At 69.8% G+C, this 13,045-nt stretch carries 14 protein-coding genes; 12 read left to right on the top strand and 2 right to left on the bottom strand.

Annotated elements, in window-relative coordinates; all coding sequences use genetic code 11:
• Window positions 1-226: 226 nt before the first annotated feature.
• From infA to truA, 8 genes are all read left to right on the top strand, one after another.
• Entirely contained in the window at window positions 227-448 is a 222-nt protein-coding gene (gene infA, locus ABGB12_RS27365) for a translation initiation factor IF-1 (RefSeq protein WP_106402414.1), read from the top strand.
• 74 nt (window positions 449-522) lie between these two features.
• The gene (gene rpmJ, locus ABGB12_RS27370; RefSeq protein WP_106402415.1) at window positions 523-636 is read left to right on the top strand and encodes a 50S ribosomal protein L36; all 114 of its coding nucleotides are present in this window, start codon (window positions 523-525) and stop codon (window positions 634-636) included.
• Window positions 637-812: 176 nt separating this feature from the next.
• The gene (gene rpsM / locus ABGB12_RS27375; RefSeq protein WP_347682339.1) at window positions 813-1,193 is read left to right on the top strand and encodes a 30S ribosomal protein S13; all 381 of its coding nucleotides are present in this window, start codon (window positions 813-815) and stop codon (window positions 1,191-1,193) included.
• A 63-nt stretch (window positions 1,194-1,256) separates the two neighbouring features.
• Window positions 1,257-1,661 carry a 30S ribosomal protein S11 gene (gene rpsK, locus ABGB12_RS27380; protein WP_123670007.1) on the top strand — a complete coding sequence of 135 codons (405 nt, stop codon included), beginning with the start codon at window positions 1,257-1,259 and terminating at the stop codon, window positions 1,659-1,661.
• A 20-nt stretch (window positions 1,662-1,681) separates the two neighbouring features.
• Window positions 1,682-2,308, top strand: coding sequence for a 30S ribosomal protein S4 (gene rpsD, locus ABGB12_RS27385; protein ID WP_347682340.1), 627 nt, complete (start codon window positions 1,682-1,684; stop codon window positions 2,306-2,308).
• A 101-nt stretch (window positions 2,309-2,409) separates the two neighbouring features.
• A complete protein-coding gene (locus ABGB12_RS27390) occupies window positions 2,410-3,426 on the top strand; it encodes a DNA-directed RNA polymerase subunit alpha (RefSeq protein ID WP_347682341.1) in 1,017 nt (338 codons plus the stop codon).
• Between the two features lie 71 nt (window positions 3,427-3,497).
• Window positions 3,498-3,965: a 50S ribosomal protein L17 gene (gene rplQ / locus ABGB12_RS27395; protein ID WP_347682342.1), complete on the top strand. Its 468-nt coding sequence runs from the start codon at window positions 3,498-3,500 to the stop codon at window positions 3,963-3,965.
• Window positions 3,966-4,111: 146 nt separating this feature from the next.
• Entirely contained in the window at window positions 4,112-4,972 is an 861-nt protein-coding gene (gene truA, locus ABGB12_RS27400) for a tRNA pseudouridine(38-40) synthase TruA (RefSeq protein WP_347682343.1), read from the top strand.
• On the opposite strand, the gene ABGB12_RS27405 is transcribed toward truA, so the two are convergent.
• Entirely contained in the window at window positions 4,959-6,302 is a 1,344-nt protein-coding gene (locus ABGB12_RS27405; protein WP_347682344.1) for a hypothetical protein, read from the bottom strand. The two genes, truA and ABGB12_RS27405, sit on opposite strands and share 14 nt — an antisense overlap.
• A 52-nt stretch (window positions 6,303-6,354) precedes the next feature.
• Window positions 6,355-8,106 (bottom strand): hypothetical protein, encoded by a 1,752-nt coding sequence (locus tag ABGB12_RS27410; RefSeq protein WP_347682345.1) that lies wholly within the window; start codon window positions 8,104-8,106, stop codon window positions 6,355-6,357.
• Between the two features lie 347 nt (window positions 8,107-8,453).
• Here ABGB12_RS27410 and rplM point away from each other — a divergent pair, with 347 nt between their 5' ends.
• The 4 genes from rplM (at window position 8,454) to ABGB12_RS27430 (ending at window position 13,039) form a co-directional block, all read left to right on the top strand.
• On the top strand, window positions 8,454-8,897 hold the full coding sequence (gene rplM / locus ABGB12_RS27415) for a 50S ribosomal protein L13 (protein ID WP_347682346.1): 444 nt from the start codon (window positions 8,454-8,456) through the stop codon (window positions 8,895-8,897).
• 107 nt (window positions 8,898-9,004) lie between these two features.
• Entirely contained in the window at window positions 9,005-9,505 is a 501-nt protein-coding gene (gene rpsI / locus ABGB12_RS27420; RefSeq protein WP_347682347.1) for a 30S ribosomal protein S9, read from the top strand.
• A gap of 86 nt (window positions 9,506-9,591) precedes the next feature.
• Complete coding sequence (gene glmM / locus ABGB12_RS27425; RefSeq protein ID WP_347682348.1) at window positions 9,592-10,932, top strand: phosphoglucosamine mutase; 1,341 nt, start codon at window positions 9,592-9,594, stop codon at window positions 10,930-10,932.
• A gap of 94 nt (window positions 10,933-11,026) precedes the next feature.
• Window positions 11,027-13,039: an AAA family ATPase gene (locus ABGB12_RS27430; protein ID WP_347682349.1), complete on the top strand. Its 2,013-nt coding sequence runs from the start codon at window positions 11,027-11,029 to the stop codon at window positions 13,037-13,039.
• Window positions 13,040-13,045: the final 6 nt, after the last annotated feature.

Genomic DNA, 13,045 nt, shown 5'->3' on the forward strand with positions numbered 1-13,045 from the left:
GCGTAGACTCGTCATTCGGTCCAGTGTCGGATCGCCATGCTCGCGTGAAGCGAAGCGACATGAACATGTTTCGTGTGGCTGTGGCGTATCCCATCACGTCCCGCCGTACGGCGCAGGACGCGGCTGGACGCCCTGAGAGGCCTCTTCTCCCGGCATCGTCGTGAACGGTGTCGGGGTGCGGGTTTTCAGGGAGGCAGACGAAACCGATCAGCGAAGCGCGGAGGCCATGGCCAAGAAGGAAGGCGCCATCGAGATCGAGGGCGTTGTCATCGAGTCCCTACCGAACGCGATGTTCAAGGTGGAACTCGACAACGGGCACAAGGTCCTCGCGCACATCAGCGGCAAGATGCGGATGCACTACATCCGGATCCTGCCGGACGACAGGGTCGTGGTGGAGCTCTCTCCCTACGACCTGACTCGGGGACGGATCGTCTACCGGTACAAGTAAACGAATCGCCGACTGGGGTTGCCTTTCCCGCTCTGGCAGGCGGGGATGACCCTGCTCAACAGCTAGGAGACCCAGTGAAGGTCAAGCCGAGTGTCAAGAAGATCTGCTCCAAGTGCCGCGTCATCCGCCGGCACGGCCGCGTCATGGTGATCTGCCAGGACCCGCGCCACAAGCAGCGTCAGGGCTGAGGCTCGTTTTTCACGGTTCACACCGCCACAACTGACAACATGCCGCAGTTCGCCACGTCCGAGCGCACAGCACGGATACGGGCGAGTGACCCCCGGTCGGAGGCCGGGGCCCGACCTGGGCAGGGACGGGGCCGCGGCAGGTAGGACCTCCGCCGATCGAAAGGACACTGCCCGACATGGCACGTCTCCTTGGTGTCGACCTCCCGCGCGAGAAGCGCATCGAGGTCGCGCTGACCTACATCTTCGGCATCGGCCGCACCCGTGCCCTTGAGACCCTCAAGGCCACCGGGGTCGACGGCAACATGTGGGTGCACCAGCTCACCGACGCCGAGCTGATCCCGCTGCGCGACTACATCGACGCCAACTTCAAGATCGAGGGCGACCTGCGCCGCGAGGTGCAGGCGGACATCCGCCGCAAGATCGAGATCGGGTGCTACCAGGGCATCCGGCACCGCAAGGGTCTTCCCGTGCACGGTCAGCGCACGCAGACCAACGCGCGTACCCGCAAGGGCAAGAAGAAGACCGTGGCCGGCAAGAAGAAGGCCGGCAAGAAGTAGACCGGCCGGGATCTCACGTCCCGCCCGCCACCGGTCCGATGACCTCTGGAGTAAAGAAGAGCAATGCCTCCTAAGAGCCGCCAGGGCGCGCCCAAGAAGCTGCGCCGCAAGGAAAAGAAGAACGTCGCTCACGGGCACGCCCACATCAAGAGCACGTTCAACAACACCATCGTCTCCATCACCGACCCGAACGGGAACGTGATCGCCTGGGCCTCCTCCGGCCACGTGGGTTTCAAGGGCTCTCGCAAGTCCACCCCGTACGCCGCGCAGCAGGCCGCCGAGAGCGCCGCCCGCCGCGCCATGGAGCACGGCATGCGCAAGGTCGACGTCTTCGTGAAGGGCCCGGGCTCGGGCCGCGAGACCGCCATCCGTTCGCTTCAGGCGACCGGCCTCGAGGTGGGCTCGATCCAGGACGTGACCCCCGTTCCGCACAACGGCTGCCGCCCGCCCAAGAGGCGCCGGGTCTGAGGCCGAGGAGATAAAGACACATGGCTCGTTACACCGGTCCCGACTGCAAGCTCTGCCGTCGCGAGAAGACCAAGCTGTTCCTCAAGGGCAGCAAGTGCCTGGGCGCCAAGTGCCCGATCGAGAGCCGGCCCTACCCTCCGGGTGAGCACGGCCGCGGTCGGACCAAGGAGTCCGAGTACCAGCTCCAGCTGCGGGAGAAGCAGAAGACCCGCCGTATCTACGGTGTGCTCGAGAAGCAGTTCCGCAACTACTACGAAGAGGCCAACCGCAAGGCCGGCAAGACGGGTGAGAACCTGCTCTCGCTGCTCGAGCGCCGCCTCGACAACGTCGTCTACCGGGCCGGCTTCGCCAAGTCCCGTGACGCCGCCCGTCAGGCGATCCGCCACAACCACATCCTGGTGAACGGCAAGCGGGTGAACATCCCGTCGTTCCTCGTGTCCGAGAAGGACATCATCGAGGTGCGCGGCAAGTCCACCGAGCTCACCCCGTTCGTGGTGGCCCGCGCCGAGTCCGAGGCCCACCAGGTCCCGGGCTGGATCGAGGTCGTCTCCGACAAGATGCGCATCCTGGTGCACACCCTGCCCGTCCGTCAGCAGATCGACACGCAGGTCCAGGAACAGCTGATCGTCGAGCTCTACTCCAAGTAAGAGCTCTGCAGCCCCCGAAGAGGCTTCCGGCCTCTTCGGGGGTATGTCCGTTATGTCATGGCCGTCAAATAGCGGTCGGCCCGACAGAAAGCGAGCATCACATGCTCATCGCACAGCGTCCCTCGCTCACCGAAGAGCAGGTGGACGAGTACCGCAGCCGGTTCGTCATCGAGCCGCTGGAGCCGGGCTTCGGCTACACCATCGGTAACTCGCTCCGCCGCACGCTCCTGTCCTCCATCCCCGGCGCCGCGGTCACCAGCATCCGCGTCGAGGGCGTCCTGCACGAGTTCTCCACCGTGCCGGGCGTCAAGGAGGACCTGACCGACATCATCCTGAACCTCAAGCAGCTGGTCGTCTCCTCCGAGCACGACGAGCCGGTGGTCATGTACCTGCGCAAGCAGGGCCCGGGTGACGTCACCGCCGCGGACATCGCGCCGCCGGCCGGGGTCGAGGTGCACAACCCCGACCTGAAGATCGCCACGCTGAACAGCAAGGCGAAGCTGGAGATGGAGCTGACGGTCGAGCGCGGCCGCGGTTACGTCTCGGCGACCCAGAACAAGCAGCCGGGCCAGGAGATCGGCCGGATCCCGATCGACTCCATCTACTCCCCGGTGCTCAAGGTCACCTACAAGGTCGAGGCGACCCGTGTCGAGCAGCGCACCGACTTCGACCGTCTGATCCTGGACGTCGAGACCAAGCACTGCATGCTGCCGCGCGACGCCGTCGCGTCCGCCGGCAAGACCCTGGTGGAGCTGTTCGGCCTCGCCCGCGAGCTGAACGTCGAGGCCGAGGGCATCGACATGGGCCCGTCCCCGACGGACGCCGCGCTGGCCGCCGATCTGGCCCTGCCGATCGAGGAGCTGAACCTCACGGTCCGCTCCTACAACTGCCTCAAGCGCGAGGGCATCCACTCCGTGGGCGAGCTCGTCGCCCGCTCCGAGCAGGACCTGCTGGACATCCGCAACTTCGGTGCCAAGTCCATCGAAGAGGTCAAGCAGAAGCTGCACGACATGGGGCTGTCCCTCAAGGACTCCCCTCCCGGTTTCGACCCGACCGCCGCCGCCGACGCCTACGGCGACGGGGACGACGAGTCGTTCGCCGAGACCGAGCAGTACTGAGAGATCCCGCAGTACTGATTCATTCAAGCTGACCCCAGTACCTGATACGGCTGGGGCAGGAAGGAAGAGCCATGCCCAAGCCCGCCAAGGGCGCCCGCCTCGGCGGCAGCCCGGCCCACGAGAAGCTGATCCTGGCGAACCTCGCCACCCAGCTCTTCGAGCACGGCCGCATCACCACCACCGAGGCCAAGGCCCGCCGCCTGCGCCCGGTGGCCGAGAAGCTGATCACCAAGGCGAAGAAGGGCGACATCGCCAACCGTCGCCTGGTGCTGCAGACCATCCGCGACAAGGGTGTGGTGCACAAGCTGTTCGCCGAGATCGGCCCGCACTTCGCCGAGCGCCCGGGTGGCTACACCCGGATCACCAAGATCGGCCCCCGCAAGGGTGACAACGCGCCGATGGCCGTGATCGAGCTCGTCGCCGAGCAGGTCTCCGGAGTGACGGTCCGCAAGACCGCTGAGGAGCCGAAGGCCGAGCCCGCGGAGACCACGGAGTCCGCCGAGACCTCCGAGGCCGCCGAGACCAAGGCCGCCGAGTAAAGGCACCGCCTCGATTCGGGCCCGTCGTCCTCTCCGGAGGACGTCGGGCCCGTTCGCCTTTGGGACACTGTTCCCGCAGGCATTGCTCTTTCGAGCACTCCTCTTTGGGTCGCTGTTCTTCTCACGTGGGGACGGGAAGCTGTCACATGACGTCGTTGGTGAGACTCCGGCTGGACATCAGCTATGACGGAGCGGACTTCGCGGGCTGGGCGCGCCAGCCCGAGCAGCGCACCGTCCAGGGGGTCGTCGAGGACGCGCTGGCCCGGATCATGCGGCTGGACCCGCCGCCCGTCCTGACCGTCGCGGGCCGCACGGACTCCGGGGTGCACGCGACGGGGCAGGTCGCGCACGTGGTGGTCCCGGCTCCGGCCTACCAGCAGATCAGCAGGGCGATGTCGCGCCGGCTGGCCGCCGTGCTCCCGCCGGACGTGCGGGTGCGCGAGGTGGCCCTGGCCCCGGAGGGCTTCGACGCCCGGTTCTCGGCGCTGCGCAGGCGCTACGAGTACCGCGTCAGCGACGAGCCGACGGGTGTGGCGCCGCTGCGCCGCCGGGACACGGTCTGGCATCCGCGCCCGCTGGACGTCGGTCGGATGAACGAAGCGTCGGCGCTGCTGGTCGGCGAGCACGACTTCGCCGCGTACTGCCGTAAGCGCGAGGGCGCCACCACGATCCGCAGGCTGCTGAGGTACGAGTGGGAGCGCCGGGAGGAGCGGCTGGCGGTGGCGACGGTCGAGGCCGACGCGTTCTGCCACTCGATGGTCCGGGCGCTCGTCGGAGCGGTGCTGTCGGTCGGCGACGGCCGCCGCCCGGTGGAGTGGCCGCGTGAGGTGCTGCTGGCCGGGATGCGGGACTCGGCGGTGAAGGTGGCCCCGGCGCACGGGCTGATCCTGGTAGAGGTCGTCTATCCCGCGGACCACGAACTGGCCGGCCGGGCGCTGGAGACCCGCAGGGTCCGGACGCTCGCCCAGCCGGCGCTGCCCGTGGTCCCCTCGCCTAGCGCTTCTTGAGGGGCTCGTTGACGTAGGCGAGGAAGGAACGGGCCGCCGCGGAGAGCTCCTTGGGCTGCTTGGCGGGCTTGGTGCCGTCCAGGTACTGCGCGTAGGCGTACAGGACGTAGCGCCCGTAGGTGTCCAGGGCGGTGTGGCCGCCGGTCTTGGTGATCGCCTTGGAGTTCTTGCCGGGCAGCGCCACGAACCAGTTGCCCTTGCGTGCAGGGGTACCCGCCTTCTGGACGGCGAGCGCGACCTTCTTGACCGGCATGGCCACGACGCCGACGGTGACGCCGATCTTCTTGTTGCCGGTGACGTACGTCGCGCGGACCAGGCCCTGGCACTTCTGCTTCACCAGGATCCTGGCCATGGCGCCGTTGGCGGCGTAGTCGCAGCGCAGGTTGAGCGACTTGCGGTCCATGACGAAGTCGCGCCCGTCCAGCCGGAGCTTCTTGATCGGGAAGATCTCGCCCATGGTCAGCGGCTCGGGGTCGGTCTTGGCGCTGTCCACGGACGGGGCGGCGGGTCCGGCCGAGGGGCCGGGCGTCGGAGCGGAGGTCGAGGGCTGAGGGGGCGGGGCAGAGGTCTGGGCCGCCATCGGGGTGCCCTCGGGCTTGGAGTCCTTCCCCGCGTCCTCTCCGGTGAGCAGCACGTAGGCGGCGCCGGCGACGGCGAGGGCGGGCACGAGCGCCAGCGCGACGTACAGCAGCGTGCGCTTGCGCCTGGGCGGCGGAGGTGCGGGCAGCGGTTCGAGGGCCGTGGAGGGGGACTGGTGGTCCGCGGGGGGCACGGGAGCCACCGGGGGGCGGGCCGCCAGGTCGACGATGGTCTGGCCGGGGTTCCCTCCGCCGGGCCGGGCCGCGGCCCCGTCCCCGGCGGGCGGGACCCAGGACGCGGGGGAGTCCAGCAGCCGCTGCTCCGCCTGGGCCTGGTCGTGCGCGGCGGGGGCCTGCAGGTCGGTCACGGTCCGGGTGGCGTCCTGCGTCGGTGGGGTGAAGGCCACGGCGGAAGGATCCTCCCAGGAGAGGTCGGTGACGGTGGCGGTGGCGTCCGAGCCGCCACCGCCGTCGTTCGCGCCGGGGCGCAGGGTGGGCGGGACCGCGCGGCGGGTGTCGACCGAGGGCACGCCGGGACCCGCCACCAGGACACCCGGAGGCTCGGTCTCGGCGCCCCTCGGGGCGGCCGAGCTCCACCAGGGTGCGCTGGGCGGGCCCTGCACCGGCGGGCCGCCTGGGGCGGTGGCCGTGGCGGGCTGGTCGGTGCGTTGGCCGATGCTCGGCGGAGCGGAGGGAACCGACGTGGTGTCGGTGGCCTCGGCGCCGGGCGGGCCGTCGTCAGGACCGGACATGGACGTACAGCGTAGTCAAACCAGTAGAGATCTGGAGCCGCCGCCAAGGAATTCAGCGTCCGGGTTTACCTGTCTCGTCGCGAATGTTCAGGGCGGGGCCGAGGTTGCTGCCCACGACCGTGCTCTGCGCGAACGTCTGCGCCGCCTTCTTGTGCTTGGCGGGGATGGCCTTGCCGTCCGGCAGCTGCACCCAGGTCATGATCAGGTAGTGGCCGCGGGTCCAGGCCGCGCCCAGGGCGTCGCCCTGCCCGATCTTGCTGGTGACGCCCTTGGCCGGAAGCGCGACCACGTAGGCGTCCTTCGCCGTCGCGGCCTTGGCGGCCTTGGAGGCGGCCGAGGCGGTGGAGAGGTTGGCCACGCCGACCGTCCCGATCATCTTGCCGCCCGCGGTGGTGAAGGTGGCGCGCAGGAACTGGGTGCACTTGCCCTTGGCCAGCGCCGACCGCAGCGCCGTGCCGCTGACCGCGTCCTTGCAGGAGGACTTCTTGCGGATGGTCATCACATAGGTGATGCCCTTCTCGGTGAAGCGCTTCTTGCGGAAGACCTCGCCCAGGGTCAGCGGCCGGGGGTCGGTCTTGCGGCTCTCCAGCAGGCCGCCCCCGGCGGCGGGCTCGCTCGGCTGCGCGGACGCCGCGGGGTCGCCGTTCTGGCTCGGGGTGGTCTTCGCCGCCGGGACGTCCGACGAGTTCGCCGCGTTCTCCCCGTTCTCCTTCTTGCCGTTGAGCAGCACGAATCCGGCGACCAGCGCGACCGCGACGACCAGGACGCCGCCGAAGATCAGGGGCTTGCGGTTCGCCTTGCCCTTGCCCTCGTCCCCGAAACCGGGAGCGCCTTCGGCCGGCCACTGCTCGCCCGGCCCGAAGCCGTCACCGCCCTGCGGCCACGAGGCGGCCTGCTGCGGGCCGGTGTAACCGTCGTGGGGAGGCTGGCCCGGCTGGCCCAGCGGGGGCATCGGCTGAGGGCCGCTGAGGTCGCCGTAGGGCTGCTGCTGTTCGTAAGGCCGCTGCTCGAAGGACTGGGGCTGCTCGTAAGGCTGGTCGAAGGACTGGCCGTAAGGCTGCTCGTAGGGCTGCTCATAAGGCTGCTGGTCCTGCCAGGCCGGCTGGGGGGAGAGCGACTGCGCTCCGGTGAAGGGCTGTGACGCCAGGGCGCCCTCGGGCGCTTCATAGGAGGGAGGCTCATAGGCCGGCGGGTCATAGGGAGGGAACGCTTGGGTTCCGCCAGGAGCCTCGTAGGGCTGCGCGGAAAGAGCTCCGCTGGGAGCGTCGAAGGTGCCCGCGGAGGGCTGCGGGACGTCCTGGGGCTCGTGCGGGTCGTAGGCCTGGGAGGAGTCGTAGAGGGGCAGCGCGTGGGTGCCGTTGGAAGGCTCGTAAGACTGCTGGGCGGAGTCGTCCCAAGAGGTGGCCAGCGGGCCGCTGGGGCCGTCCAGCGGGCCCTCCGGCCAGCCGGACTGCCCGGCGGAGGTCTCGGGGAAGGCGGAGTGGGCTCCGGTGCCCTGCCCGCTGAAGGGGGGCGGCGCCGAGAGCGGGTCGTCGTTCCACGAGGGCTGTGATTCCGCCCACTCGGGTGCGGCGGGGGGCTGCGGCGGCGCCGCGGCGCTCTCCAGCCAGGAGCCGGACTGGCCCTGCTGCGGCTCGGCGGCCCAGCCCGTGGGGCCGGACTCCGTGCCGTGCCACGAGGCGGCCTCCTGGTCCTCGGACGGCTGCTGCGGGACCGGCGCACTCAACGGGTGCCGGGACCAGGGGTCGGTCTCCGGCGGAGTGCTGTCCCACGGCGGCTGGTCGTTGTCACCCGGATAACCCATGTTGCGGAGCCTATCGGTCGTTTCGAGGTGCCCTTCGGCCCGAGTTCGTCCCACCATGACATGGATGGAGTCTCCGTGCAGCTCATTCGGCCCACAGGGGGAGAGCCATCGGGCATACTGAAGGCATACTGTCAGAGGCAGGATCGGCGCCCGTAGCTGCCCGTACCGTATCCGGAGACACCCGGACGGAGCGGTGATATGCGGGTGCTACTTTGCCCATGCTCCAGAGCTTGGGTATCCTGCTCCTTTGTATGTGTCGGGTTGCCAGTCAGGCATGCACACCGGCACCCGGTCCGGATCATCCGAAGGGCCGATCCCAACAGTCGACAGAAACGAAGGCTTACGCCGTGCGCACGTACACCCCTAAGCCCGCTGACGTGCAGCGTCAGTGGCACGTCATCGACGCGACCGATGTCGTGCTGGGTCGCCTTGCCAGCCAGGTCGCGATCCTGCTTCGGGGCAAGCACAAGCCGATCTACGCTCCCCACGTTGACACCGGTGACTTCGTCATCATCATCAACGCCGACAAGGTCTCGCTCAGCGGTAAGAAGCTCGAGCAGAAGAAGGCCTACCGTCACTCGGGTTACCCGGGTGGTCTGCGCGCCGTCGCCTACAAGGACCTGCTCGAGAAGCACCCCGAGCGGGCCGTCGAGAAGGCGATCAAGGGCATGCTGCCGAAGAACAAGCTCGGTCGCGCGATGTTCGGCAAGGTGAAGGTCTACGCGGGCCCGAACCACCCGCACACCGCCCAGCAGCCGGTGCCGTTCGAGATCACGCAGGTCGCCCAGTAGATCTGGCCTCTGTGCCGGCTCCACCGTCCAAAAAGAGGCCGCTGGGGCGCCCTGGGAGCTCGAGTCAGGGTCCGCCGCCCCGGTTAGAAGACCACACAAGGAGAATCGTGGCTGAGACCACCGAGACGTTCGACGACAACGTCTCCTACGAGGACGTCCCGTCCGAGTACACCACCGAGTCCGCGGTGGAAGAAGAGAACGTCGTGCGGGTGCCGGCCGCGACCGGCCCGGCGTCGGCGACCGGCCGCCGCAAGGAGGCGATCGCCCGCGTGCGCATCGTCCCCGGCTCCGGAAACTGGACGGTCAACGGCCGCACCCTCGAGGGCTACTTCCCGAACAAGGTGCACCAGCAGCTCGTCAACGAGCCCTTCGTCACGCTCGGCCTCGAGGGCCAGTGGGACGTCATCGCCCGCATCAACGGCGGCGGTGTGACCGGTCAGGCCGGCGCCCTGCGCATGGGGATCTCCCGGGCGCTGCAGATCTCCGACCCGGACAACCGCCCCGCCCTGAAGAAGGCCGGCTTCCTCACCCGTGACCCGCGGGCCAAGGAACGCAAGAAGGCCGGTCTCAAGAAGGCCCGTAAGGCTCCGCAGTACAGCAAGCGTTGATCCTCCGGCTTGCTTGACCAGGCGGCGGACACCATGGGAGTGGTGTCCGCCGTTTGGCGTTCCCCCGAGTATGAAAGTGGTCTGTCGTGGGTCGTTTGTTCGGAACTGATGGCGTACGGGGCCTGGCGAACCGGGACCTCACCGCGCGCCTGGCGATGGAGCTGTCCATGGCCGCCGCCCGGGTGCTGGGTGACGCCGGGGCGTTCGAGGGCCACCGCCCGGTCGCGGTGGTGGGCCGGGATCCGCGGGCCTCGGGCGAGTTCCTGGAGGCGGCCGTCGTCGCGGGCCTGGCCGGCGCGGGCGTCGACGTGCTGCGGCTGGGCGTGCTGCCGACCCCCGCGGTGGCCTACCTGACCCGGGAGCTGGGCGCGGACCTGGGCGTCATGCTGTCGGCCTCCCACAACCCGGCCCCCGACAACGGCATCAAGTTCTTCGACCGCAGCGGCTACAAACTCCCCGACGAGATCGAGGACCGCATCGAGGCCAAGCTCGGTGAGGAGTGGGACGCGCCGACCGGAGCGGGTGTCGGCCGGGTCTTCGAGGCGCACGGTGAGATCTCCAGGTACGCCGACCACCTGCTGTCCACGCTGGACGTCCCCCTGTCGGGGATGCGCGTGGTGGTCGACTGCGCGCACGGGGCGGCGGCTGAGCTGGCCCCCGACCTGCTGCGCCGGGCGGGGGCGGAGGTCCTGGAGATCGGTACCGCGCCGGACGGGCTCAACATCAACGACGGGGTGGGCTCCACCCATCTGGACCCGCTGCGCGAGGCGGTGCTGAAGCACGGCGCGGTCCTGGGCCTGGCCTTCGACGGTGACGCCGACCGCTGTCTGGCGGTCACCTCCGGCGGCGAGGTCGTGGACGGCGACCAGATCATGGCGATCCTGGCGCTGGAGCTGCACGAGGCGGGACGGCTGCCGGCCGGGACGGTCGTCGCGACGGTCATGTCGAACCTGGGCTTCAAGCTGGCGCTGCAGGGCCACGGGCTGAGGATCCTGGAGACGGCGGTCGGCGACCGCTACGTCCTGGAGGCGATGCGCGAGGGCGGGTACGGCTTCGGCGGCGAGCAGTCCGGCCATGTGATCATGCTGGAGCACGGCACCACCGGGGACGGCCTGCTGACCGGGCTGCACCTGCTGGGAGCGGTGGCCCGGCGCGGCCGTCCGCTGGACGAGCTGGCCAAGTGCATGACCCGGCTGCCGCAGGTGCTCATCAACGTGCGCGGGGTGGACAAGGCCAGGGCCAAGACGTCCGAGGAGCTGAGGGCGGCGATCCGGGCGGCGGAGCAGGAGCTGGGGGCCTCGGGTCGGGTGCTGATCCGTCCGTCGGGCACCGAGCCGATGGTCCGGGTGATGGTCGAGGCCGCGGCCGAGGACCAGGCCCACGACATCGCGGAGCGGCTGGCGGACGTCGTCCGCACGCATCTGTAGGGGCTTCTCAGGGAACGCGGATATTCGTTTCCGGGGCGGTGCGCGGCTTCGCTAAGCTGGTGGGTTCGCCCATCTTTCGAAGGAGAGCCGAAGCATGCCCGGGGGAGCCGACGTACCGGAGACGTTCGAGACGCTGGAGGCGGAGCGCGCCCATCTGAAGGAGGCGCGTGAGGCCCTCCGCAGGATGCGCGAGCACGCGGAGTCGTTGTCGGCCGACGCGGCGGGCGACTGGGTGTCCCGGCAGGTGCTGGAGTCGTTGCTGGACCAGCGGATCAGGGCGCTCGCCGACCACCCGGACACGCCGCTGTTCTTCGGCCGGCTCGACCACGCGTCCGATGCGGGCGCGGACCTGCCGGAGGCGGTCTACGTCGGGCGGCGGCACGTGCACGACGAGGAGGGGCTGGCGCTCGTCCTGGACTGGCGGGCGCCGGTGTCGCGGGCGTTCTACCAGGCGGGTCCGCGGGATCCGATGGGGGTGGCGCGGCGCCGGCGGTTCGGGTTCGACCGCGGGGAGCTGACCGGGTTCGAGGACGAGCCGCTGGACGGGCGGGAGCTCGGGCCGTCCCGGCTGCTGACCGAGGAGATCGAGAGGCCGCGCACCGGCCCGATGCGCGACATCGTCGCGACGATCCAGCCGGAGCAGGACGTCCTCGTGCGGGCGGAGCTGTCGGACACGGTGTGCGTCCAGGGGGCTCCGGGCACCGGGAAGACCGCGGTGGGGCTGCACCGGGCGGCTTATCTCCTGTTCGTCCACCGGGAGCGGCTGAGCCGCTCCGGGGTGCTCATCGTCGGGCCCAACCGGGCGTTTCTCTCCTATATCGCCAGTGTGCTGCCCGCGCTCGGGGAGGTACGGGTGGACCAGGCGACCGTCGACGACCTTCTCGGGGCTCCGACGGCGACGGAACCGCTTCCCGTCGCCGCTTTGAAGGGCGATATACGCCTTGCCGAGGTGCTGAGAAACGCATTGTGGATGTTCCTCTGCAAACCGGAGACGGGTCTGCTGTTCGTGAAGGGCGGTTCGCGTTACCGCATTCCCGACCACGAGATCAGGGAGCTGGTCTCCTCTCTGCGCGGGACGACGCGTTACGGCGCCGGGCGCCACACCCTCACACAGCGGCTCGCGCACCGTGTGCTGGTGCAGATGGAGCAGCGCGGAGAGGCGCCGGACGACCGTGTCCACGACGCCGTCGCACGGTCCAAGGCCGTCAAGGCGATGGTCGAGCAGGTGTGGCCGAAGATGACGCCGCAGCAGGTCCTGCACAAGCTGTTCAGTGACGCGGAGTTCCTCGCGCAGGCGGCTCGCGGGTTGCTGGACGAGGAGGAGCAGACGTTGCTGCTCTGGGCGAAGGCGCCGCGTTCGCCGCGTTCGGCCAAGTGGACCTCGGCCGACCTCGCGCTGCTGGACGAGCTCGCGGACCTCATCGAGCGCACCGGCTCGCTCGGGCATCTCGTCGTGGACGAGGCGCAGGACCTCTCGCCGATGCAGTTGCGCGCGCTGGGGCGGCGCTGCGCGACCGGTTCGGCGACGGTCCTAGGGGACCTGGCGCAGGGCACGACGCCCTGGGCGGCCCGCACGTGGCGGCAGGTCCTGGCCTACCTGGGGCAGGAGGGCGAGGTCACCGAGCTGACCCTCGGCTTCCGGGTGCCCCGGGAGGTACTGGACTACGCGGTGCGGCTGCTGCCGTCCGTCGCGCCGGGGCTGGCCGTCCCTCGGTCGTTGCGCGGCGGGGCGGGAGCGCTTTCGGTGCGCAGGGTGCGGGATGTGCACGACGCCGCCGTCACCGCCGTTCTGGAGGTGCAGGCGAGGGACGGTTCCATCGCCGTCATCGTCGCCGACGAGCGGCTCGAGGAGCTGGCGAGGACGCTGGAGGACAATGGCGTGGACCATGCCGTCCTCACGCCCGAAGGGGTCGCGGGAGAACGTGTCCACCTCGTTCCCGCGACCCTCGCCAAGGGCCTCGAATACGACCATGTCGTGGTCGCGGAGCCCGCGGAGATCGTGGCCGCCGAGGAGCGCGGCCTGGCCCGGCTGTACGTGGTGCTGACCCGAGCGGTCACCTCGCTGACCGTCCTGCACCACGGGCCGTTGCCCGCGGAGCTCGGCTGACCCGGC

It is taken from the genome of Actinocorallia sp. B10E7 (assembly GCF_039871655.1).
Taxonomy (GTDB): domain Bacteria; phylum Actinomycetota; class Actinomycetes; order Streptosporangiales; family Streptosporangiaceae; genus Actinocorallia.